The organism is Devosia sp. MC521 (assembly GCF_014127105.1).
In the GTDB taxonomy this organism is placed as follows: domain Bacteria; phylum Pseudomonadota; class Alphaproteobacteria; order Rhizobiales; family Devosiaceae; genus Devosia.
This window is the reverse complement of the sequence record NZ_CP059902.1, coordinates 15,228-37,691: the sequence shown is the minus strand read 5'-3', so window position 1 is coordinate 37,691 and position 22,464 is coordinate 15,228. Positions and strand designations below refer to the sequence as shown.

General features: G+C 57.8%; 24 protein-coding genes and 2 tRNA genes. 14 read left to right on the top strand and 12 right to left on the bottom strand.

Going from position 1 to position 22,464, the window contains the following annotated elements:
- Positions 1–383 precede the first annotated feature (383 nt).
- The 4 genes from H4N61_RS00190 (at position 384) to H4N61_RS00175 (ending at position 3,698) form a co-directional block, all read left to right on the top strand.
- Positions 384–737, top strand: coding sequence for a septal ring lytic transglycosylase RlpA family protein (locus H4N61_RS00190; protein ID WP_169194246.1), 354 nt, complete (start codon positions 384–386; stop codon positions 735–737).
- A gap of 148 nt (positions 738–885) precedes the next feature.
- A complete protein-coding gene (locus tag H4N61_RS00185; protein ID WP_169194510.1) occupies positions 886–2,055 on the top strand; it encodes an MFS transporter in 1,170 nt (389 codons plus the stop codon).
- Positions 2,052–3,212 (top strand): MFS transporter, encoded by a 1,161-nt coding sequence (locus H4N61_RS00180; protein WP_182394652.1) that lies wholly within the window; start codon positions 2,052–2,054, stop codon positions 3,210–3,212. Before H4N61_RS00185 ends, H4N61_RS00180 begins: the two co-directional genes overlap by 4 nt.
- A gap of 9 nt (positions 3,213–3,221) precedes the next feature.
- Entirely contained in the window at positions 3,222–3,698 is a 477-nt protein-coding gene (locus H4N61_RS00175; RefSeq protein ID WP_169194248.1) for an MmcB family DNA repair protein, read from the top strand.
- On the opposite strand, the gene truB is transcribed toward H4N61_RS00175, so the two are convergent.
- The 4 genes from truB to H4N61_RS00155 form a co-directional block, all read right to left on the bottom strand.
- Entirely contained in the window at positions 3,695–4,603 is a 909-nt protein-coding gene (truB, locus tag H4N61_RS00170; protein ID WP_169194249.1) for a tRNA pseudouridine(55) synthase TruB, read from the bottom strand. The genes H4N61_RS00175 and truB overlap by 4 nt on opposite strands.
- Positions 4,604–4,606: 3 nt before the next feature.
- Positions 4,607–5,017, bottom strand: coding sequence for a 30S ribosome-binding factor RbfA (gene rbfA / locus H4N61_RS00165; RefSeq protein WP_169194250.1), 411 nt, complete (start codon positions 5,015–5,017; stop codon positions 4,607–4,609).
- A gap of 32 nt (positions 5,018–5,049) precedes the next feature.
- Complete coding sequence (locus H4N61_RS00160; protein ID WP_182394651.1) at positions 5,050–5,700, bottom strand: hypothetical protein; 651 nt, start codon at positions 5,698–5,700, stop codon at positions 5,050–5,052.
- 165 nt (positions 5,701–5,865) lie between these two features.
- Entirely contained in the window at positions 5,866–6,888 is a 1,023-nt protein-coding gene (locus H4N61_RS00155) for a D-glycerate dehydrogenase (RefSeq protein WP_169194252.1), read from the bottom strand.
- Positions 6,889–7,072: 184 nt separating this feature from the next.
- Here H4N61_RS00155 and H4N61_RS00150 point away from each other — a divergent pair, with 184 nt between their 5' ends.
- Complete coding sequence (locus H4N61_RS00150) at positions 7,073–7,552, top strand: SH3 domain-containing protein (protein WP_248305889.1); 480 nt, start codon at positions 7,073–7,075, stop codon at positions 7,550–7,552.
- Here the strand turns inward: H4N61_RS00150 and H4N61_RS00145 are convergent.
- Complete coding sequence (locus tag H4N61_RS00145; protein WP_169194253.1) at positions 7,549–8,343, bottom strand: siderophore ferric iron reductase; 795 nt, start codon at positions 8,341–8,343, stop codon at positions 7,549–7,551. The two genes, H4N61_RS00150 and H4N61_RS00145, sit on opposite strands and share 4 nt — an antisense overlap.
- Before the next feature lie 173 nt (positions 8,344–8,516).
- On the opposite strand from H4N61_RS00145, the gene H4N61_RS00140 reads away from it, so the two are divergent.
- The 5 genes from H4N61_RS00140 to H4N61_RS00120 all read left to right on the top strand — a co-directional run bounded on the left by H4N61_RS00140 (position 8,517) and on the right by H4N61_RS00120 (position 13,399).
- Positions 8,517–8,945, top strand: coding sequence for a TadE/TadG family type IV pilus assembly protein (locus H4N61_RS00140; protein ID WP_169194254.1), 429 nt, complete (start codon positions 8,517–8,519; stop codon positions 8,943–8,945).
- Positions 8,946–10,598, top strand: coding sequence for a pilus assembly protein TadG-related protein (locus H4N61_RS00135; protein WP_182394650.1), 1,653 nt, complete (start codon positions 8,946–8,948; stop codon positions 10,596–10,598). It begins immediately after the preceding gene.
- A gap of 119 nt (positions 10,599–10,717) precedes the next feature.
- The gene (locus H4N61_RS00130; RefSeq protein ID WP_182394649.1) at positions 10,718–11,617 is read left to right on the top strand and encodes an ABC transporter ATP-binding protein; all 900 of its coding nucleotides are present in this window, start codon (positions 10,718–10,720) and stop codon (positions 11,615–11,617) included.
- Positions 11,614–12,504 (top strand): hypothetical protein, encoded by an 891-nt coding sequence (locus H4N61_RS00125; RefSeq protein WP_182394648.1) that lies wholly within the window; start codon positions 11,614–11,616, stop codon positions 12,502–12,504. The genes H4N61_RS00130 and H4N61_RS00125 overlap by 4 nt, the downstream gene beginning before the upstream one ends.
- Positions 12,505–12,592: 88 nt before the next feature.
- Positions 12,593–13,399, top strand: coding sequence for a hypothetical protein (locus H4N61_RS00120; RefSeq protein ID WP_182394647.1), 807 nt, complete (start codon positions 12,593–12,595; stop codon positions 13,397–13,399).
- Positions 13,400–13,402: 3 nt separating this feature from the next.
- Here H4N61_RS00120 and H4N61_RS00115 read toward each other — a convergent pair whose 3' ends face one another.
- The 5 genes from H4N61_RS00115 to H4N61_RS00095 all read right to left on the bottom strand — a co-directional run bounded on the left by H4N61_RS00115 (position 13,403) and on the right by H4N61_RS00095 (position 16,825).
- Positions 13,403–14,272: a glycosyltransferase family 8 protein gene (locus H4N61_RS00115; protein ID WP_182394646.1), complete on the bottom strand. Its 870-nt coding sequence runs from the start codon at positions 14,270–14,272 to the stop codon at positions 13,403–13,405.
- A 70-nt stretch (positions 14,273–14,342) separates the two neighbouring features.
- Positions 14,343–15,221: a glycosyltransferase family 8 protein gene (locus H4N61_RS00110; protein WP_169194260.1), complete on the bottom strand. Its 879-nt coding sequence runs from the start codon at positions 15,219–15,221 to the stop codon at positions 14,343–14,345.
- Complete coding sequence (locus tag H4N61_RS00105) at positions 15,214–16,419, bottom strand: O-antigen ligase family protein (RefSeq protein WP_182394645.1); 1,206 nt, start codon at positions 16,417–16,419, stop codon at positions 15,214–15,216. Before H4N61_RS00105 ends, H4N61_RS00110 begins: the two co-directional genes overlap by 8 nt.
- 198 nt (positions 16,420–16,617) lie before the next feature.
- Positions 16,618–16,692: transfer RNA gene (locus tag H4N61_RS00100), tRNA-Glu, on the bottom strand.
- Positions 16,693–16,750: 58 nt separating this feature from the next.
- Positions 16,751–16,825 (bottom strand) — tRNA-Glu (locus tag H4N61_RS00095).
- Positions 16,826–16,980: 155 nt separating this feature from the next.
- Here H4N61_RS00095 and H4N61_RS00090 point away from each other — a divergent pair.
- The 4 genes from H4N61_RS00090 to H4N61_RS00075 are packed head-to-tail and all read left to right on the top strand — an operon-like array spanning position 16,981 to position 20,415.
- The gene (locus H4N61_RS00090) at positions 16,981–17,871 is read left to right on the top strand and encodes a metal ABC transporter substrate-binding protein (protein WP_182394644.1); all 891 of its coding nucleotides are present in this window, start codon (positions 16,981–16,983) and stop codon (positions 17,869–17,871) included.
- Positions 17,868–18,737: a manganese/iron ABC transporter ATP-binding protein gene (locus H4N61_RS00085; RefSeq protein WP_169194263.1), complete on the top strand. Its 870-nt coding sequence runs from the start codon at positions 17,868–17,870 to the stop codon at positions 18,735–18,737. Before H4N61_RS00090 ends, H4N61_RS00085 begins: the two co-directional genes overlap by 4 nt.
- On the top strand, positions 18,734–19,585 hold the full coding sequence (locus H4N61_RS00080; RefSeq protein WP_182394643.1) for a metal ABC transporter permease: 852 nt from the start codon (positions 18,734–18,736) through the stop codon (positions 19,583–19,585). The genes H4N61_RS00085 and H4N61_RS00080 overlap by 4 nt, the downstream gene beginning before the upstream one ends.
- A complete protein-coding gene (locus H4N61_RS00075; protein WP_182394642.1) occupies positions 19,585–20,415 on the top strand; it encodes a metal ABC transporter permease in 831 nt (276 codons plus the stop codon). The genes H4N61_RS00080 and H4N61_RS00075 overlap by 1 nt, the downstream gene beginning before the upstream one ends.
- A gap of 53 nt (positions 20,416–20,468) precedes the next feature.
- Here H4N61_RS00075 and H4N61_RS00070 read toward each other — a convergent pair whose 3' ends face one another.
- Together H4N61_RS00070 and H4N61_RS00065 are read right to left on the bottom strand one after the other, a co-directional pair.
- Entirely contained in the window at positions 20,469–21,020 is a 552-nt protein-coding gene (locus H4N61_RS00070; protein WP_169194266.1) for an ActR/PrrA/RegA family redox response regulator transcription factor, read from the bottom strand.
- A gap of 48 nt (positions 21,021–21,068) precedes the next feature.
- Positions 21,069–22,382, bottom strand: coding sequence for an ActS/PrrB/RegB family redox-sensitive histidine kinase (locus H4N61_RS00065; RefSeq protein WP_182394641.1), 1,314 nt, complete (start codon positions 22,380–22,382; stop codon positions 21,069–21,071).
- Positions 22,383–22,464 lie beyond the last annotated feature (82 nt).

Below are 22,464 nucleotides of genomic sequence, written 5' to 3'. Positions count from 1 at the left end.
GAAATTCGGCCTCTCCCGCCCAAATCACGCCACAAATGCAGGGGCTTTGGCGCCTGCAAGGGCTTTTTCCACATTCTCCACGGGCTATATCCGGAGAAAAATGCCACCTTATCGGGAACCGTTGCACATTTCCCACAGGGAGAAAATGAATCCGGATTCAGTTCTTCAACTTGCTCCAGATCAGCAATCGAGAAAAAAGCTGAGATTCTGAATCTCTAAATCAGCCGATCGCTAGACTCGCAACTTTGCGTGAAACCCGCGTGAATGCGCCAAATTCGCCCATTCAGGACCCCCAATTACCCAAGTGTGGCAACTTGCCCACAATCTTGTCCGCGCCACGGGGTAGTTAGTCGGCAACGACAACTACTGCGAGCTCTAGATCATTGACTAAGAAAGTCCTCATTGTTGCTGCCTCGGCTGCGGCACTCTTCGCCTTCGTCCCAGCAGCCTACGCCCAATGCGGCGGCGCCTCTTGGTACGGACCTGGCTTCCACGGCAAAACTGCTGCTTCTGGCCAAGTGTTCAACGAAAATGCAATGACCGCTGCGCACCGCACGCTTCCATTTGGAACCGTCGTGGAAGTTGAAGATCAACGCACCGGCAAATCAATCGAAGTCACCATCAACGACCGTGGTCCGTTCCATGGCAAGCGCATCATCGATCTGTCCAAGGCTGCAGCAAGCGCTCTTGGCTTTAAGAACGCTGGTGTTACTTCGGTTTGCATCGCGCAAAAATGACCGTCTCTGAGGGCTGAGACGTTCAGGCCGCCTCCGGGCGGCCTTTTTCTTGCGCGCCTCGAAATCGATATAATTTCGGCCGCCAACTATTCTCTCAGTGATCTGCTTGGCCTAGCTTAGCTCAACTTCGAGTTCGAGCACTTTGACCATGCGATTCGGCCTAAGCCTGCCGCCCCAGATTTCCGTCTTCGGGGCATTTTTTGTATATTCCTTTTGCATGGGCAGCATGTTTCCCCGACTGCCCGATATTCGCTCTGCCATGAATGTCGCTGAGGGCATGCTCGGCTTGGCCCTTATCGGCTCCGCTGTTGGCACGCTGATCTCACTGACCTTCGCAGGCCCGGTCATCGAAAAATATGGCCATAAGCGCGTGCTCTTGATCGCCATTCCCCTACTTTCGGTGCTCTACGCCGCCTCCATGTGGGCCCAGACACCACTGGCGTTCTTCTTGTTGCTCGTGCCGGTGGGCCTCACCATTGGCGCCATTGAGATTATCATCAATATCGAGGCCGATCGCGTCGAGCATCTGATCGGCCGTCGGATTATGAACCGCGCCCACGGCTTCTGGAGCCTTGGGTTCTTTGCCGCTGGCATTGTCGGAGCCACCGTTGCGCAAACCGGCCTATCGCCTCAGCTACATCTGATGCTGATGGTTCCCGTGGTGCTGGTCGCGACCTTGCTGCTCTTGGGTCAATTCAAGGCTGCTCCCCATCGCCAGACCAGCGCGGAGAGCGGACCAAAGTTTGCACGCCCGACGATGACCATTATGGCTCTGGTCGGCGTCTGCCTTTCGGCCATGCTGATGGAAGGCGCGGGCATTGATTGGTCTGCGATCTATATGAAGGACCTGTTTGGTGTTGAGCCGTTCTGGGCCGGCATAGCCGTTGCCTTTGTGGCGGGCAGCCAGGCTGCGACCCGTTTCGTCGCCGATAGCTTTGTTGAACGCTATAGCCCGGTTCGGGTCGCCCGCGTTCTGCTGACCATATTGCTCATCGGCACCCTCATCGTCTTCTGGGCTCCATCGGCAATCGCCTCCTATCTCGGCTTTGCTCTGATTGGTGTCGGCTCCTCAGCACTGTTCCCACTGGCCATGTCGGCCGCCGCGCAGCAAACCGACCGCCCCGCGGCGATCAATGTTGCAGCTCTCGCCCAGTTCTCCTTTACAGCCTTCTTGCTTGGCCCACCGCTTCTTGGCTTCATCGCCGAGCATTGGGGCATTCAGTGGACGTTCGGTGTGGGCCTGCCCCTAATCCTGATCAGCCTCCTCACCTCTCACGTTCTGGCGCCTAAGCCCGTTTCTACGACTGTTCCCCGATGATCGCTCCACAACACCGCATCTACGCCAGCTTCTTCTTCTTTGCGCTGACAACGGGCGCGCTGATGGCGCGCCTGCCAGACCTTCAAACCCAGTTTGGCCTTTCCGAGGGCCAGCTCGGCTTGACCATGATCGGCATGGCAATCGGCTCGCTCCTGTCCTTGACCTTTGGCGCGCCGATCATCGAGAAAATGGGCTTCCGCACCACGGCCTTCATCACGGTTTTGGGACCATCATTGCTGTTCGCAACCATTCCTTGGTTGCCCTCCGCACCCTTCATGTTTGCGGTTCTGTTCTTGGCCGGCATTTGTTCAGGCGCGTTGGAGATAAACCTCAACGTCGAAATCGACCGCCTCGAAACGCAAACCGGCGGGCGATTTATGAACCGGGCCCACGGCTTTTGGAGCGTCGGGTTTTTCGTCACCGCACTGTTTGGTGCGATGATCCGTCAATCGGGTCTCACCACCAATTGGCACCTGCTGGCGATTGCCATCATCGTTGTCGCCATTGCTGGCTGGTTGATCTACGGCGCAACAAACGCCCCAAAGCCGGTCCGCGCTACCGATGGCGACACCCACAAGTTCGCCTTCCCAACCCTTGGCCTGCTGCCCCTTTGCCTCATCGGCTTTGCCGCCTTCTTGGTTGAAGGCGCGGGCATCGATTGGTCGGCGATCTATATGCGCGACGTCTTTGCTGTTGAGCCATTCGTCGGCGGCATGAGCCTCACCATCTTCGCATTCTTTATGGCCCTCGTCCGCCTTACCGCTGACCCCGTCGTCGCGCGTTATGGTCCACGCAATGTCGCCATGGTCATGCTGGCAGTCGCAAGCCTTGGCGCAACTTTGGTTTGGCTCGCACCAAACTCCGAGCTCGCCCTTCTTGGCTTTGCGCTCATGGGTGCAGGCTGCTCGTCTGTTTATCCACTCGCTGTGTCCGCTGCCGCGCAGCGCACCGATCGTCCGGCGGCCGTCAACGTGGCGGCGCTTGGTCAGGTGAGCTTTGTGGTGTTCTTCCTCGCGCCGCCGCTGCTCGGCTTTGTTGCGGAATTCTTCGGCATTCGCGCCTCCTACATGGTCTGCCTACCGCTCCTCATTGCAGGTCTTTGGGCGTCGAGCTTTGCGCTCGGCGGCAAACACAGTTCTGCCAAACCGGCAGGGTAAGCGCAGGGCATGAGTGACGAGCTGCCCGCCATTGTTGACCTCCGGCAATCCGCAACAGCCCTGCGCGTTCAGCGCGGGGTTATGCGGATGCTGCGGGAGCGACATGATATGGCGTGTTATGCTGAGGTCGCTCTCAACAATGGGCGGCGTGCCGATGTGCTCGCCGTCGGTCCCAAAGGCGAGATTTGGATCATCGAGATCAAATCGAGCCTGATCGATTTTCAGGTCGACCGGAAATGGCCCGAGTACCGCGAATTTTCTGATAAATTCTTCTTCGCCAAGCCACCGGAACTCGACAGCGAGATTTTTCCGGAGAGCGAAGGTCTCATCGTGGCCGATGGCCATGATGGCGCAATTCTGCGGGACAGCCCGGATACCCCGCTTCCGCCCGCACGCCGTAAGGCAATGATGCTCAAACTGGCGCGCTTGGGCGCGAACCGGATCCATGCCTTGATGGACCCGGGTCCGCGATTGGATGGGGTCTAGAGGTTAAAGACGCGCCGGGGCTGGAACTGACCAAAGGCCACTCCGCCCGTAGCGATAACCTTGCCCTTAAAGCTGACCCAGCATTCGTCCATGTTTACCGGCGCATTAGCGCCCGTCAGCAGAACCGCATTGCCATGCTGCACAGCTGTTGCTTGCAAAGCGTCGAGACGGATCTCGGGAACATCAACCAGCGCCGCATGTACGGGCTTGAGCAGCGCATCGCGCACCTCGCCCGCTTCCGCTGCTTCCAGCTCTTCGAGCGTCACTGCGTCAGCGTCGGTGAAAGGACCAACCTGCGCACGATGAAGCGTTGTCACATGGCCGACGGTGCCGAGTGCTTCGGCAATGTCACGCGCCAAAGAGCGCACATAAGTACCCTTGCCGCAGGTGACTTCCAGAACCGTTTCGCTATCGCCATGCGACACGATGTTGATCGCGTCCACTTCAATTGGGCGAGCCGCCAGTTCGACCTCTTCACCTGCGCGCGCAAGATCATAGGCACGCTCGCCATCGACCTTAATCGCCGAAAATATCGGCGGGCGCTGCATGATGAGGCCGGTGAACTGTGGCAGCACCGCTTCAAGCGCAGCCTGATCAGCGCGCACGTCCGAGGTGGCGATCACTTCGCCTTCAGTGTCATCCGTGGTTGTGGCTTTGCCCCAACCGATGGTGAACCGATAGACCTTGGTCCCGTCCTGCACCTGCGGCACAGCCTTGGTGGCTTCACCCAAGGCAATCGGCAGAATGCCGGTCGCGAGCGGATCAAGGGTACCGGCGTGGCCGCCCTTGGCTGCAGACAATAACCAACGCACCTTGCCAACGGCCTGGGTGGAGGTGAAGTCATATGGCTTGTTGAGCACGATCCACCCGGAGATGGCACGCTTCTTCGACTTGGCTTGCGTCAAGGCTTAGTCTTCGCTGTCGTCAGAATTGTCTTCGAGATCGCGCTTTACGCGGTCAGAGCGCAGCAGCGCATCGATGCGCCCGGCTTCTTCGAAGGTCTCGTCCACGTGGAAACGAATGTCCGGAGCGAACTTGAGGTTCAGCTGCGGCGCGATGCGTCCGCGGACAAATTTCTTGTGGCGGTTCAGTGCGTCAACGATTTCTTGCGCGTGCAAGCCACCGAGCGGCATGACATAGGCGTTCGCGAGCTTGAGATCGTTCGACATACGCACTTCTGGCACGGTCACGACTGTGCCAACCAGAGCTTCGTCTTCAATCTCGCCGCGCGCGAGCACGTCCGCCATTGCGTGGCGCACCAGTTCCCCAACGCGCAGCTGGCGCTGGCTCGGGCCTGAGGGCTTGTTGTCTTTCTTCATAAGCGTTGCGATAGGCCCTTGCGGGCTTCTCGTCAATCCGCTCGCAGCAGCGATACCTGTTCCTTGAGCTGGGCAATTCGCGCTTCGATCTCGTCGGGCGAGATCGGCCAAGTGTCGCTCTTGCTCGCATCAAAGCGCGGCGTGCGCCACTCTTGATAGACCATGCCGATGCCCACTTCAGAGCGATAAAAGCCCATGATCATCACTTCGCCTTCGCCGACAAAGTCGATGATGTGATCGGCATAGGCGCCGCAGACATAGCCCAGGGGCGGCAGAACATCGCCTTCGTCCGGCTCCAGCTGGAACAGCGCGATCGTGTCCGGATCGCACCCCTGCGCATACACATTGATCACCGAGGTGCGAAAATCTTGCAGGCTCATGCTGGCGCGCGTGCTCAGACGCGCCCCATACATGGTGGTCCAGAATTTTTCATTCTCGCCCGCGCGATAGAGTTCCAAATGCGCTTGGCTGTCGTCCTCGGAATAGCGTGCGAGGGCCTTATCGCTCAATTCGACGAGGCTTTTGGTATCCGCCGCCCAATCCGGCATAGGCATGACCAAGCGTTGCCCCAAGGCATCCAGCGCCAGCTGGCCGTCGACTTCGCTGAGAGGGGCATCACCCAGACCCTGCGCATAAACGGGCGCAACAAACAGCAAACACACGGCAATTAAGGGGCGTCTCAACGGCATACTCCTCGCCTACGCAGCAGTTCCAAGCGCGGCTCTTGAGTAGTCAACGAGCCACTAGCGTAGTCGTTGCAGAGTTATGGCCCCGCGAACTTGCATGCAAGCAGCAGAACAAATTCTGATTGACGCAACGTTAGTGCTGCGTCCGATGCGCAACAGTTTTCAAGCGCCCCGCGACAATCGCGGGCCTAAGCTTTCGGGCAAAAGGCGATGGGGAGGCTGATGACCATCCATAAAGGTGCGGATATTGACGATCACGGCCTCGCCCATTTCGACACGGGCTTCGAGCGTTGCTGACGCCATGTGCCCGGTGAGCACAACGCGATTGTCCTGCGCCAACTCCAGCAGTCGCGGGTTGATGCCAAAACGGTTGTCGAAAACATCGAGCGCCGCGCCTGCCAAATGCCCGGCCTCCAGCCGCTCGATCAGCGCGGTTTCTTCAATCAATTCGGGGCGGCTGACATTGACCACATAGGCCCCCGGCTTCATCGCCGCGAGACGTTGCTCGGACAAAATCCCATTGGTGTCCCGGGTTAATGGCGTGTGCAGGGAGACAATGTCCACCTCGGCCAACATGGCATCGAGATCATCCCAATAGGTCGCATCGAGCGGCGCTTCCACCGCTGGAGGACGCCGATTGCGGGAATAGTAATGGATCGAAAGCCCAAAGGCCTTGGCCCGCTGCGCCACCGCCGTGCCAATGCGCCCCATGCCGACAATACCCAAGGCTTTGCCGCGCAAGCGATGGCCAAGCATGGATGTTGGGGACCAGCCCGCCCAGGCGCGGTCGCGCAGAAGGATTTGAGTGCCCTCGACCAAGCGCCGCGGCAGGGCCAGCATCAACGCCATCGCCATATCAGCCGTATCTTCAGTGAGCACGCTGGGCGTATTGGTCACCGTAATACCAGCGGCCCAAGCGGCCTCAAGGTCAATATTGTCAACTCCATTGCCAAACTGGGCGATCAACCGAACGCTGGTTGGGAGTTGGGCAATGAGCGACGCGTCAATCCGGTCGGTGATGGTGGACACCAACACATCCTTACCCGCGAGGCCGAACACGATGTCCGCCCCGCTCAAGGCGTCATCCGCTTCGTTGACATCGGTCTCAAACAAGGTGGCCATGCGCGCTTCAATCGTCGCAGGCAGCCGCCGAGTGACCAAAATCTTGGGTTTTGTTGATGTCATTCGTACCAGTCGGGCCCGATCACGTCTGCTTGGATTGAGCCAAGGTTCAGTGACCATTAAGGATCATGGGCTAGTGATAGGGCAATTCCGAACTGTCTGCAAAGTGATGTTGTTAGTGTCAGCCCTCGCGGGTCGCCTGCGCCCTATTCTTTTTACCGTCCTATCGCTGTGTGCAGTCCCCGTATTGTCCCCTGTCCCAAGCTTGGCGCAGGACAATCCGAGCGGTCTACCACTGCCCCGTTTCGTCACCACGCGCTCCAACCCGATCAACGTGCGCGTTGGCCCCGGCACCAAATACGAAGTCGCGTGGAACTATCTGGTATCGGGCGTTCCGGTCGAGATCATCCAAGAGTTCGACACTTGGCGTAAAATCCGCGATGCCGATGGCGAAGAGGGCTGGATTCACCAGAACCTTTTGTCCGGCAATCGTGCGGGCTACGCGCAGCCTCTGCTTGCCAATGGCGACGTGCTGATGCGCGCCAATCGCTCAGCCGAATCGGCTCCGCGCGCTCACCTCAAGGCGGGCGTGCGCGTCTCGGTCAGTGAGTGTGATGGGCAATGGTGTCAGGTGTCGGCCGGCCATCCCGGCGAACGCGCCAGCTATAATGGTTGGGTCAAGCAGGAAGAACTTTGGGGCGTTTATCCCAACGAAGTCTTCGACTAATCCCGCGCATCAAGCTCTGCCACCGCATCGTCGCGCTGCCGCTTTAGGCGCAAGGCGTCGTCCTGTTTGGGGCAAGAGGCACAATAGGCGTCTGGGAAGGCGAGATAATCAAGGCAGCAGCCCTTGCGGGCGGTAATCACCACCTGCCGCCCGTCAGCCAGATCGAGCGTTTCCAGCCCGCCCTGGCCCTTGAGCCCCATGGCCTCAAACCATAACGCGCAATAGCGATACTGCTCGGCAATGTTGGTTTCGGGCCGATAGTCGCCGAGCCGGATCATCAGGGAGAGCATGCGATCGGCCAAGAGGCGCAGCGCGGGCACGCGCTTAAGCTTGGTCACCGTATTGATCTCAGCCAAGGCGACATCGGCTAAGCCGCGCAGCTGTCGCCCGGCGTGCTCGATCATTTCTTCAAGACCACCCGAGAATTGTGGCGCTGGCACCAAGCGATAGCCATTGATGTCGTTGTTTTGGCGCGCCTGCGACAGCAGAGCCATATTGGGCACCGAGCCCACCACATGAGCGCCCAGCACAGCGAGATAGGCGGGTTGCCACATGACATTGGTCCAAAGCCGCACCGCGTAGAAGGGCTGTCCGGCGTTCGGGAACGAAAGCGCCAATTGCGCGTTCATATGCTGGAGGAAATCTACGTTATTGCCGCCCATCTGATACCAATTCGGTAAAGGGCCACCCGGTGCGCCTTTTAAAAATCCCGAGACGGTATCAGCGGTCGAGATAAAGCGCGTCAGCGCAATATCATCGGCGGAGGGGGCAAAAAGAAAGTTGCGCGTCAAGTCAGACTCTCCTGTTGGCTCTACCTAGCCTTTGATGGTGGCCTTGGAAAGGCACGTTGTGCGCGAATTTTAATACGTAGAAATCCCAATAGTATTTGGACGTTTGCTTTAACGGTTCAGTAGCGTGAGCGGATCAACCTAATGTTTTTAGGGTGTTAGCTGCGGAGGCATGCGTGTTTAGAGCCTATGCAAAACTACGTAGAAACTCTGATGGCGCGGCGGCGGTTGAGTTCGCCATCCTCACGCCGGTGTTTTTACTACTGCTCACTGGCATGCTCGCCTACGGAATTTACTTCGGCGCATCGCTGAGCCTGCAACAATTGGCAGCCGACGCGGCACGCACCTCAATTGCAGGGATCAACGATACCGAGCGGCGCAATCTGGTTGAGCGCTTTTTGATCAAAAATGCTGGGGCCTATATCCTTCTGAACACCTCCACAATCGCGCATGATTTTGAGATCACCCGCAAGGACGCCAACCAGTTTGCCGTCACCCTGACCTATGACGCTTCCGATCTACCGATCTGGAACCTCTACGTTCCGCTCCCCTTGCCGAGCAAAATAATCGAGCATCAGGCGACCATTCGTAACGGCGGCATCTAAATGCTGTCCCGGTTTTGGCGCGACACTTCGGCAAACATGGGCATTATGTTTGCTGTCGCCATTACCCTAGGGCTCTTGGCCTCCACCTTAGTGGTCGATGCCGGGTCGCTTTATTATGAGCGTCGCCAGATGCAATCGGCGGTCGATCTGGCCGCAATCGCTGCGGCCTCCGACGTCTCCAAAGCGCAGTTTCTCGCGCACCAGACCCTCGTCGACTCCGGCCAGCTGGCACCCGGCTCCACGGCGGGGCTGACCGTCACTCTCGGGCGCTATGACACCACCATCACCGACCCCGCCAAACGCTTCGTTGCTGACACTCAGCCCTATAATGCTGTCGATGTCTCCTTTGCGAAAAAGGGGACGCTCTTCTTCGGTCAGAGCCTGATTGCGCCCCCGGAGCTAAAAGTTTCCGGAGCCGCGACGCGCATTCCTGAAGCCTCGTTCTATGTCGGCTCCCGACTGGCGAGCCTTAATGATGGCCTTGCCAACGCGCTGCTCGGCGCACTGCTCGGCACCAATGTATCGCTCAAAGTTGCCGACTACAATTCGCTGATCGGCGCGCGCATAGAACTCCTGAACTTCCTTGATCAGCTCGCCCAAGAGATGGACGCCGATGTCGGCACCTATTCCGACCTCCTAAAAATGAACGCGACCGCCGGGCAATTGTCCCGAGCGCTGACGCAGACCGCCAATGGCCTCACCAAATCGGCGTTAGATGTTCTGAACAAACAGCCTCGCGCTTCTGGCGAGGACGGCAGCACTGTGCCTTTAAACAAACTCATCTCTGTCGGGCGCATGGCCAATATGGCGTTGGGCGATGCGCGCGGCGTGGCGGGACTACAGCTGTCCGCGATGGAGCTGCTGGGGGCCGCTGCCTCGGTGAGCAATGGCGCGCGCATGATCGACCTTGGGCTCAATGCCGGCGTTCCCGGTCTTGCCTCATTGCATCTCGCCTTGGCGGTTGGAGACCCACCCAACACAGTGCCGTGGTTCCAGTTCGGCCCCGCCTCGACTATTGCGCGCACAGCGCAAATCCGACTCTACCTCAAAGCCGAGCTTTTGGGGGGCTTGGGCCTTTTAGGGGCCACCGTTAGTCTACCGCTTTGGATCGACGTCGCTTACGCCGAAGCCCAATTGAGCTCGCTCTCCTGCCCCAGCTCCGCCGCCCCCAAGGGTGCCGCTGTGCTTCATGTGACACCCGGCATCGCCCATGTTGGCATGTCTGACCTGCCGCAAAGCCAGATATTGGACCTCACCAAAAAGCCCGTGGCGAAGTGGACGAAGATGATCGACGTTTTGCTGCTGAGTGTCAGTGGAAGGATCGATCTCGCCGTGGGCCAAACCAAGTCCATACCGCTGAGTTTTTCGTCCTCCGAGATTGCCAACGGCACGATTAAATCCGCCAAGACCAGCACCATCGTCGGCTCACTGGGCACAGCCATTCTGACGGGCTTAGAATTACGTGTGGATCAACTCCCGCTCTTGGGGGTTGTAGACGTAGTAACAGGCCTTGTGAGAACGCTTATCATGCCCTTAGCCCCAACACTGGACATGACCATAGATGGGCTTTTATCTTTGCTCGGTGTCAAACTGGGCGAGGCAGATGTCAAAGTGCTCGGCGTGCGGTGTGCCGCCCCAACCCTGATCCTCTAAACGCCTAGGCTTTCCTCATCCTCTAAGCAATCGCCCCCTCATCACATGACGATGGTGTCGCGTTCGATACATAACTGGACCGCTGCATGGCGCAGCTCTGAGCCGAAAGACAATTCTTGATGACAACGACGAGCGTCGCCCCTGTGCCAATCGTGTCGGCACGCGGCCTGAAGAAATCCTTCGGTGGGCGAGAAATTCTGCACGGTCTAGATTTCGACATCCCGCCGGGCCGCATCTATGGCTTGATCGGGCACAATGGCGCGGGCAAGACCACGACGCTCAACGCCATGCTGGGCCTGACCAGCTATCAGGGCAAGATGACCGTCTTGGGTCAGGCCCCCTTCGCTCACCGCGCGCGTCTGATGCAGGACGTTGCCTTTATTTCCGATGTGGCGAGCCTGCCGCGCTTCTTGCGCGTGCGCGAGCTCTTCACCATGCTCAGCGACATCCACCCCAAATTCAGCGTTGAGAAGGCCAAGAGCTTTCTTGAGGGCACGGACGTCAAACCGGACGCAAAAATCAAAGCCCTCTCAAAGGGCATGCTGGCGCAGCTCCACCTAGCTGTCGTTATGGCGATTGATGCCAAGCTCTTGGTGCTCGATGAACCAACCCTTGGCCTCGACATCACCTACCGCAAGCGGTTCTACAAGCGCCTGCTGGAAGACTATATGACCGGCGAACGCACGTTGATCATCACCACCCATCAGGTGGATGAGATCGAATTCATGCTCACCGACCTCATTTTTATCCGAGACGGCTCCATTATTTTGGATGCGCCCATGGATGCGGTCTCAACCCGTTTCGCCCAACTGGTGCTCAGCGATCCTGCCCATCAAGACGCCGCCCGCGCGCTCAATCCTGTGTATGAGGAAACCCGCTTTGGCCAGACTGTCATGATTTTTGATGGCATCGGTGCCGATCGTCTTGAACCCTATGGCCGACTGTCCGCCCCAACCATTTCCGATCTCTTCGTTGCCATGATGGAACGACCCACCACCAGTGTGGGAGGCGCAAAATGAAGAGTTTTGTAGCCCTCATCCGCCGCGAGTTTCTCGAACACAAGGGCGCGTTCTTCTACGCCCCGCTCGGGCTCGTTGCCGTTGTTTTGGCACTCGCGCTTTTTGCCTTTGGCGTTAATCGCGTCGACTTTACCACAACTGGCCAATTGGCCACGGTCGTGCCCACTTGGGTGTTTGAAGCCAGCTATGCGGGCCTGGCTGGCGCTTGGCTGCTGTACCTCGCCTTCGTGCTGTTCTTCTATTGCGCTGATGGCTTTGCGGCCGACAAGCGCAACAATGCCATGTTGTTTTGGAAGTCCATGCCGGTATCGGACTTCAAGGTTTTGATGTCCAAGCTGACCGCAGCCATCACGCTCTTGCCCGGTACGGTTTTTGCGGTCGCGCTCATCAGCCTCGCGCTGCTCTACGGCGTCGCCTATGTCGCCAGCATGGCCGCAGGCTTGGGCTCTGGGGAATTGCTGAGCGCGATTGTCGGCAGTTTTGGCCAGATGAGCCTCCTCTTCCTTGCCGTCGTCGCAGCGGGCCTCCTTTGGTATCTGCCCTATATGGCTCTCGTTGGGTCTATGGCCACCGCTGTGGGACGCTGGGCGATCCCTCTGTCGTTCTTTGTGCCGGCCCTCATCTCATCGGTTGAGTGGGTCGCCTTGGGCGGGCCCCATCCCTTTGCGACCCGCACTTGGGAGTTCCTCAACGCGCGCTCGCAATTGCCTATCGACACCGACTATGTCGGCTCGGTGCTAGATGGCGCATCCAATTGGAACACGGGTGAATTCACCACCCACTTCCTCTCCACCTATGATTGGCTGCAAGCGGGCATTGGTGTCGTTGTTGCCATCGTTCTCATGGTGGCGGCGTCCGAATATCGCCGACGCTCTGCAGCGAACTAAACCAGCATCACCGGGCGGAGACCATCTGCCCGGTTCAACCGCTCCATCAAACATGCTAGAGCGCGGCAAACAAACTTGCTGAGGCGCTATGACCCTGCCCACGATCGTCAGTTTTTGGCATGGCCCGCTCAGCTGGCTGGAGCACCTCTCCATCATCTCCTTCCGCCGCCGCGGCCATCCGGTTTCGGTCTATTCCTATGAACGGGTCGAGAACCTGCCCGAAGGCGCGGTGTGGCACGATGCCAATGAAGTCCTGCCGCAAGAAAAGCTGGTGTTCTACAAAGGCCGCGGCACGCCGGGCGTCTTCTCCGATCATTTCCGCTACGCCGCTCTCAAAGCGGGCCTCGGCATCTATTCAGATCTCGACATCTATTGCGTCCGCGCCATCGAGGGGCCGCCAGACTATCTCTTCGCCTGGGAGCGCCCGGGCTCGATCAATGGCGCGGTGTTGCACATCCCAGCCGACGCGCCGCTGCTGGCCGATCTGATGACCATCTTTACGCAGGAAAAGCGTCCACTCTTGGAGCCTCACCTGCCGCCCCTGCGCCGCTACGAAGTGGCCATTCGCCGCCTTTTAGGCGATCGGGTCACCCCTGAGCACATGCAATATGGCGCGACCGGCCCGATGGCCCTGACCTATTACGTCCAAAAGCATGGCTTTAAGGATCAGGTACGCTCTGCCGCAACTTTCTATCCCGTGCCCTATGAAGGCATTCCCGAGCTGATCAAGGCGGGGTCGAGCCTCGCATCGTCAGTAACCCCCGAAACCTTGGGCATTCATATCTGGCGCAGTCAGCTGACCAATCGCGGTCGCGGCGACATGCCTCTTCCTGAAGCAGGAAGCGCCCTTGCGCAGCTTTGCGCGGCCGAGAACTTCGACCCCAGCAGCGTCTAGGCCTCAGCCAATCCGCAGCGTCTTCTTCCACCACCGCTTCCAACGGTGCTTGGCAAAGCGATAAAACAGCTCATTGGTCATGACATGGCGATAGAGGCGGGCAAAGGCGACAGTGCGGACTAGACCCGCAAGCGTGCCCCACGGCTTCATATCGCCCGTGTAGTGAACAATGGCAGGATCAAAGCTTTCGTGGACCACGCGCGCGTCAATAAGGTTCCAGCGCCAATTGAGGCGCTGCCACTTGCCCTTAAAAATGAGGTTGAGCAGATCCTGGTCGTAGTAAATGCGCTGCATAACCCCTGTGGCGTAAGCCTCTTCCATCCGAGCAAGAATGTCCGCCTCACGCCATTTGGTAATGTCGATCAGGACCATGCCCGCGTTGAAGTAGTAATCCGCCGGATTAAAAATGTCGCGATTGCCCAAGAGATCGCGACCGCCGGTGATCAGTGCACCCGCGGTATCGCGTACTGCAGCGATGGAATTACCCTCTAGATCGAGATCAAAAAGGTAGCGTACGTCATCGCGTACCATCATATCGCAATCGAGATACAGAATGCGCTCGACGTCCGGGCCAACGAGCTTATCGATCATCAATCGAGCATAGACGATGTTGGAGAGACGCTTGTTCTCCGGCATGCGGGTCGCAATGTCTCGGAAAAGGTCGGATTGATCGAGATCATACCAGCGCAACTCGACGGCAAACTCTTTTCGTATTGCCTCAAGGTCGGCCTTATGGCTCGGGCTCAGCGTACGGTGGCAGAGGTGAAAAACCAGCTCTTCAGGTGTCTGTGTAAATAAACAAACCGACCGCATGGTTGCGAAGGCTGGGGCCCAGAAATTCTCGTCAAATGTCAGGGCAATGTGCATAGCCATCGTTCATTCCATCCGCTTTTGCGCTTGCCTATGGCTGTTCACCAATAGGTATTCCGCTGTCAACTGCGCCTTAACGCCCAATACCCAATCGCTTTAGCCACCAACGCTTCCAGCGATGGCGCGCGAAACGATAGAAAAGCTCATTGGTCATGACGTGGCGATACCAACGCGCATAAGCCGTCGAGCGCATAATGCCCGCTCGCAGTGCCCAAGGCTTCGTCGCGTAAGTGAAATGCAAAATTGCCGGATCGAGGGCCTCGTGTGCCGGGTGAGCGTCGATCGTGTTCCAGCGCCATTCAAGCTGTGCCCAGCGACCACGGAAGATCAGGTTGAGCATATCCTGATCAAAATAGAGGCGAGACAGTACGCCGCTCGAGGCTAGCGCGGCGATCTCCGCAGGAAAGTCAATTCTGCGCCAAGCATCCAGGTCAATCAGCAGAACCCCAGAATTAAAGTAAGGCTCAGCCCCGTCAAAGATATCAGCGTTTTGGCGCATGTCAGCACGCAAAGGAATGAAAGGAGACAAAGCCTCCTTCACGGCGCCTAAGTCAGCGCCGGCCAGATCCGTCTCATACAACTTCTCGATCGGCCAGCGGACGAGAACGTCAGTATCAAGATATATGACCCGGCTGATATCCGCTGGCAGCAGCTTTGTCAGCGCGAGACGCGCATAAACGATGGCAGGCCATCGCGCACTGGTGGGCAAGTTCTGAACCAGAGCCAGAAAATCTGGTTGGCTCTCCAGTGGATAGAAGTTGAGCTTGGCGCCATATTCAGAGGTGATCTTTTCCAAGTCCGCACGGTGCTCATCGCTGAGTGGGAAATGGAGCAGATGAAAAACCAAATCTTTCCGTCGCTGCGTCGAGATACAGATTGACCGCATCGTCGCATAGGCCGGCGCCCAAAAATTATCGTCGAATGAAAGGCCAATATGAATCACGTCAGTCATGGGCGATTGATGTCCGGTTCGAGGCGCTCAACACAAACAGCACTGCCGCAGTCATGACCAAAAAGATCTTGGGGATCTCAACCATGAAAAGCACGTCGGTCATACCACATAGAAAAATGCCGCTAGAAGCCGTCACAGCAACGAATACAAGGCGTTCATCACGACCAGAGCGCCAGCGCACGGCCAACAACGGAGCCGCAAGGGCAAGGAAATATGCAAGTGCACCCGCAAGGCCCGCAGATACTGTTAAGCTCAGGAAGTCGTTATGGATGTAACCCCATTTCTCCAATTCATACCGCTGTTGAGCATACTCGGACATGTACTCGAGCGTTACGGAAATCTGTTCATGCCAACCGTGCCCAATCCAGGGTGAATCAGCGATAGCAATCAGCGCCGCGCGGTACATTTCAACCCGGGCATAAGAGGAAGAATCTAGGCCTTCGTCTCCAGTCAGCGTCTTCCCCACGGCGTCGAACACCTGAAATGCCCTGTCGAAACCCAGCAGGCTTGCCAAATAGAAGGCCGCAACCATGCACAAGGGCACGCAAGCCAATACGACCAGTTTTTTCCAGGTTTCGATCGACCACGCGCGCCACAAGAACACGCCGCATACCCCAGAGAGGCAAATGCCCACCAATACGGCAGACCGTGTCTCGGCGATCAGCACCGCAATAATTGCGAAGACCGGGCCGCTCAGAGCAAGCCAGCGCCAACGCGAGGCTGTGTCAAACAGCACCACCAACCCCAAGAAGCCACAAATCATTGCAAGGTCCGCAAAATGAATCGGGCTCAACTCTATGGCCGTGCCGCGATAAACTCCCTGGGATTGACGGAACAAGGCCCAGCCAGCCGCAACTACCGAGCCTGACCAAAATATCCATCCGAGATGGATCACCGTAAAACGCTTTTTCGCCAGTGGCAGCGCGGCCACTGCAAAGACAGGTGCGAGTGCGAAAAGTGCAAAGTCACCAATAAAGTTCGTACTCCCGTGGGCGGACTGCAGACTGAAAGCCAGCGTTACGAGGAAAAACGCACTCACGAATGCCAAAACCCAAGGCGCAAGCATAACTTGCTTCCACTGCGCCCCGAACGCGGTGGGAATGAACGCAAGGACAACGAAGATCGCACCTATGTAGGCAGCGTAGTTTCCAACAATCGCCCAAGCTACAAAAATGCTGAGGCAAGCAAGGACTGCCATGACAGTGGCAACGCGTGCCGTGAGACTATGAAAAGACAAACCCTGCTCCAACAATGCCCGGACGCGCGCAAACTAGATGAGACGGGACTGCGTGAAAACCGGTAAACTGGCGGCGTCCAATTTCTTACGCACACGCTACATTTCTTGAATGAAGCGTTCAGCAATGTAGTTGGATTTGCTGATCTCAGGCTTAGAAAATGGTACGCCCTAGGGGAATCGAACCCCTCTCTGCACCGTGAAAGGGTGCCGTCCTAACCGATAGACGAAGGGCGCATACCGTGATCCGAAGATCATCATAAGCCTTCGCTTCACGTGTTTCGTGAAGCACGATTGGTACGCCCTAGGGGAATCGAACCCCTCTCTGCACCGTGAAAGGGTGCCGTCCTAACCGATAGACGAAGGGCGCATCAGTTCGTTGACCCGCATATGCCCCATCCCTTCCGCTTTGAGCAAGTGCCTTTTTTCATTCTCAAAAAACTTTCCACACGTGTGTTGACATACAAGTCGCTTCTTGCAAATGATTTGCAACTGCAACCTATTCGTCTCATCCTAGGAACATTCATGCTTCGTCGAAGTTTTCTTGTCGCCACCCTGCTCGCCACTGCTGCCTTCACCATGCCTGCCATTGCCCAGGAGCGTATAAAGGCCGTCACGAGCTTCACCATTCTCGCGGATATGGCGCGCAATGTTGCGGGTGACGCCGCCGACGTCGTCTCGATCACCAAGCCCGGCGCGGAAATCCACAACTACCAGCCAACCCCCGGCGACCTCTTGGCAGCGCAGGACGCCGATGTCGTCTTGTGGAACGGCCTCAATCTCGAACAATGGTTCGAGCAATTCCTGGGCAATCTTCCTGATGTCCCAAGCTATGTGCTGACCGATGGCATCGCGCCTATCGGCATTGGCAAAGGCCCCTACGAAGGCAAGCCCAACCCCCATGCGTGGATGTCGCCGACCGACGCGCTCATTTATGTCGAAAACATTCGCAAGGCCTTCGCTGAGGTGGACCCTGCCAATGCGGAAATCTACGCCGCCAACGCACAAGCCTATAGCGCGCAGATCACAGCCACTGCCGAACCCATCCGCCAAGCCCTCGCTGGCGTGCCAGGAGACAAGCGCTGGCTCGTCAGCTCGGAAGGTGCGTTTTCTTATCTGACGCGCGACTTTGGTCTCAAAGAGCTTTATCTCTGGCCTATGAATTCCGATCAGCAAGGCTCGCCGCGTCAGGTGCGCGATGTGATCGATGCCGTCCGCGAAAATTCTATTCCGGTGATCTTCTCCGAATCGACCATTTCCTCGAGCCCTGCGGAACAAGTGGCGCGCGAGACCGGAATAGCCTATGGCGGCGTTCTCTATGTCGATTCACTCTCAGAACCTGATGGTCCAGTGCCGACCTATTTGGACCTTCTGCGCGTGACGACGACAACGATCGCACAAGGCTTGACGAAATGACCGACGCTGATGGGATTCTGGTCGACAATATCACCGTAGCCTATCGCAACGGCACAACGGCGCTCAAACAGGCCAGTTTCTCTAGCCCGCGCGGCTCCATCACCGCTTTGGTTGGCGTCAATGGCGCGGGCAAGTCGACCATTTTTAAGGCGATCATGGGCTTCGTGCCCGTGGTCTCCGGCCGCATTTCGATTTTGGGCATTGATGGCAAAAACGCCCAGCGCCAAAACAAGGTCGCCTATGTGCCTCAGTCCGAAGACGTTGACTGGAATTTCCCAGTGCTCGTTGAAGACGTGGTGATGATGGGCCGCTTTGGTCACATGAACATGCTGCGCATACCGCGCCCTGTGGACCGGGAAAAAGTCGCGTCCGCTTTGGCGCGCGTGGATATGACCGCCTATGCCAAGCGGCAGATCGGTGAACTTTCCGGCGGCCAAAAGAAGCGTGTGTTTCTGGCCCGCGCCCTCGCACAGGAAGGCGAAGTCATCCTCCTCGACGAACCCTTCACCGGCGTCGATGTCAAAACCGAGGATGCCATTATTGCCCTGCTGCGCGACCTTCGTGACGAGGGCAAGGTGATCCTTGTCTCCACCCATAATCTGGGCTCTGTGCCCGAGTTCTGCGACCGCACAGTATTGGTCAAAGGCACTGTCCTCGCCTATGGCCCCACGCCAGAAATTTTCACCCGCGAAAAGCTCGAAGTCGCTTTTGGCGGCGTCTTGCGCCATTTCGTTCTGTCTGGCGCAGGCCTTCATGACGATGATGATCCGCGCCACCTCTCGGTGCTGACGGACGACGAGCGCCCGCTCGTTCTCTACGGCGAGAAGGGCAATGAAACGCACCAGCAATCGAGCGACAAGCAATGATCGAAGTGCTGCTTGAGCCGTTTGGCTACAATTACATGGTCAATGCCATGTGGGTTTCCGCCCTCGTCGGCGGGGTCTGCGCCTTTCTCTCGGCCTATCTCATGCTCAAGGGCTGGTCGCTGATTGGCGACGCCCTTTCGCACTCCATCGTGCCCGGCGTTGCTGGCGCTTATATGCTGGGCCTGCCGTTCTCGCTCGGGGCTTTTCTCTCCGGAGGTCTGGCCGCTGGCGCCATGCTGTTTCTCACGCAGCGCACCAAGCTGCGCGAAGACGCGGTGATCGGGCTCATTTTTTCGAGCTTTTTCGGCTTGGGGCTGTTCATGGTTTCGGTCTCACCCACCGCGGTTGACGTACAGTCGATTGTGCTGGGCAATATCTTGGCCATCACCCCGAGCGACACGCTGCAGCTGGTCGTCATTTGCGCCATTACACTTCTGGTCATGGCCGTCATCTGGAAAGACCTCATGGTCACCTTCTTTGATGAAAACCATGCGCGATCCATCGGCATTCGCACCACGCTTTTGAAGCTGGTGTTCTTTGCGCTGCTGAGCGCTGCAACCGTTGCTGCCATGCAAACGGTTGGTGCGTTTCTCGTCATCGCCATGGTCGTCACGCCCGGCGCAACGGCCTATCTGCTTGCAGATCGCTTCCCTCGGTTGATCCTCATCGCCATTACACTCGGCGTGCTCACGAGCTTTTTGGGCGCGTATTTGAGTTATTTCCTCGATGGCGCCACGGGCGGCATCATTGTTGTGCTGCAAACGCTGGTCTTCCTCACAGCCTTTGTCTTCGCACCAAAGCATGGCTATCTCGCCGCGCGCCGCCGCATAGCCGAGGAGAACGCCTGATGGCTTGGTATGAATTAGCCCTGTGGCCGTTCCAACTGCCCTTCATGGTTCAAGCGATGGTCATCGCGGTTCTGGTGGCCATTCCAGCGGCACTGCTCTCGTGCTTTCTGGTGCTCAAGGGCTGGTCGCTCATGGGTGACGCGATCTCTCACGCTGTGCTTCCGGGCGTGGTTTTGGCCTATGTCGTGGGCCTACCCCTGGGTGTCGGCGCCTTTATCGCGGGCATGGTTTGCGCGCTTTCGGTTGGTTTTCTCAAGGAAAACAGCCGGATAAAGGAAGACACGGTCATGGGCGTGGTCTTTGCTGGCCTCTTTGGCCTCGGCATCGTTCTTTTCACCGCCATCGAGACCGATGTTCACCTGACCCATATTCTCTTCGGCAATATTTTGGGGACCAGCACCTTTGATCTCGTCCAGTCAGGGGTCATTGCTTTGGTCGTCGCCCTGATCATCGGCGCGAAATGGCGCGACTTGATGCTCTTCATCTTCGACCCTCAGCAGGCCGGTGCCATCGGTCTGCGGACGAGAGTGCTGCACTATGGCCTTCTGGCGCTGATTTCGCTGACGGTGGTGGGTGCGTTGCAGGCCGTTGGCATTGTGCTCGTCATTGCCCTGCTGATTGCCCCGGGCGCTATCGCGTTTATCATCACCAAGCGCTTCGGGACAATGCTGATCATCTCCGTGGTGGTGGGCACGGTGTGCAGCCTACTTGGCGTCTATATCAGCTTCTTTCTCGACAGCGCTCCAGCCCCGACAATCGTCTTGCTGATGAGCGTCGTGTTTATCGTCGCCATGATCGGATCACGCCGGGCCAGCGTTGCAGCTGTCTAAAATAAAAATGGCGGGCCAAGGCCCGCCATTTTCTTGTTCAGTTTGCGCGTCGCTTAGCGCGGAGCGCGCTTGGCCAGAATGCGCTGGAGTGTCCGGCGGTGCATGTTGAGGCGACGTGCGGTTTCCGACACATTGCGATCACACAGCTCATAAACGCGCTGGATATGTTCCCAACGGACGCGATCGGCCGACATTGGGTTTTCCGGTGGCTCTGGCTTTTCTTCGCCGGTCGCCAGCAGTGCGTTGATCACGTCGTCTGCGTCGGCGGGCTTAGACAAATAGTCCGTCGCGCCGAGCTTAACAGCGGTCACAGCCGTGGCGATATTGCCGTAGCCGGTCAGCACAACAGCCCGCGCATCGGCGCGCTTCTGATGCAGAGCCGAAACCACTTCCAGGCCATTGCCGTCTTCAAGGCGCATATCCACGACCGCATAGGCCGGCGCGCGCTCGTTGACGGCCGCAAGGCCCTCAGCAACCGAATTGGCAACACGTACTTCAAAACCACGGCGCGCCATGGCACGTTCGAGGCGGGTCAGAAAGGCGGCATCGTCATCCACAAGCAATAAGCTCGGGTCTCCTGCCAAAAGATCTTCTATCGTATCCATTGTTCTTCCTTAGGCGCTCGCAGCCTTTCCGTCAAAAAGCCGGAGCTACTAACGCGACGACTGGCCATTCCGCTGCCACACGATATGTACGCGCGCATGACCATGTAGTTCAGCATTATCGAACGTGAGGCGAGCCCCCGTTCGTTCCAGAAGCGTCTTCGCGATGAAAATACCCAGCCCAAGTCCGCCGGGTTTATGCGCATCGCTACCGGCGGGGTCGCGCGGTCTGGTGGTTAGATAAGGCTCTCCGAGCCGTGCGGCAAGTTCTGGAGCAAAACCGGGACCATCGTCAATAATGCTGACGCTAATTCTTTCGTCATCCCACTTGGTCTCGATCCGAACCGTTTGCTTGGCGAAGTCCGTAGCGTTTTCAATAAGGTTACCAAGGCCGTAGAGCAATCCGACACTGCGCGGGAACACTGGAATGTCGCCGGTAACATCCTCTGAGTAAAAGAGGATGACCTTGCCCCGGCTTTCATGCGGACGGGCCACTTCATCTAGGATTTCGAGCAGTGGCGCCTCTGCGAACATCTCAGCAGGTTCGGACCCAAGATTGCGCAACTTGGCCAAGATTGCCCGACAGCGCGCGGCCTGTTCAATGATCAGTTCGATATCTTCGGCCAGTTGCGTCTTGGGCTCGACGTCGGCACGCATCTCTTTGGCAGCCAAAACAATTGTTGAAAGCGGTGTCCCAAGCTCATGGGCCGCAGCCGCCGCCAAACCATCGAGCGCGGAAAGCTGCTCGCGACGGGACAAAGCCAGTTCCGTCGCCGCCAGCGCATCGCCAATTTGGCGCGCGTCATAAGCAACCCGATTGGTATAGGCGGTGATGAAAACCGCCCCGCAGACGATCGACACCCAAATCCCGATCACAAATATGCGATCAAAGACCAAATTCTCCCCCGGCATCCACGGCAGGGGCAGGTGAACGATCGAAATCACCGAAGCACAGGCCGAAACCATAAAGGCGATGAGAAAGGCCTGCTTGGCCGGGAGCGTCGTCGCTGCAACCGAAACCGGCGCGAGAAGAAGAATACAGAAGGGATTGGTTAGCCCCCCGGTGAGCGCCAGCAATCCCGCCAATTGGCAGACGTCAAAAGCCAGCAGCCAACCAGCGGCGCGGGCCGTCAACCGGCCCATGGAGCCGAAGCGCAGCACCATCAAGATGTTGAGGAGCGCCGAAAAAGCGATTAGCCCTAGGCAGCTCCACAAGGGCAATGGGAAGCCCAGCCCCCAATGCACAAACAGCACTGCCCCGGTCTGACCCGCCACAGCGAGCCAGCGCAACAGCACTAGGGTCTGCATCCGCAATGGGCGCCAAGGCTCTGGCGCTAATGGGGAAACACTCGTGAATTCGCTCATCTAATGTCCTCGTTCGCTTCCGCGCTTAGGGACGTGCCGTGGCGATTTCAAGAGTAAAATACCGGTAGGCACACGCTTGATC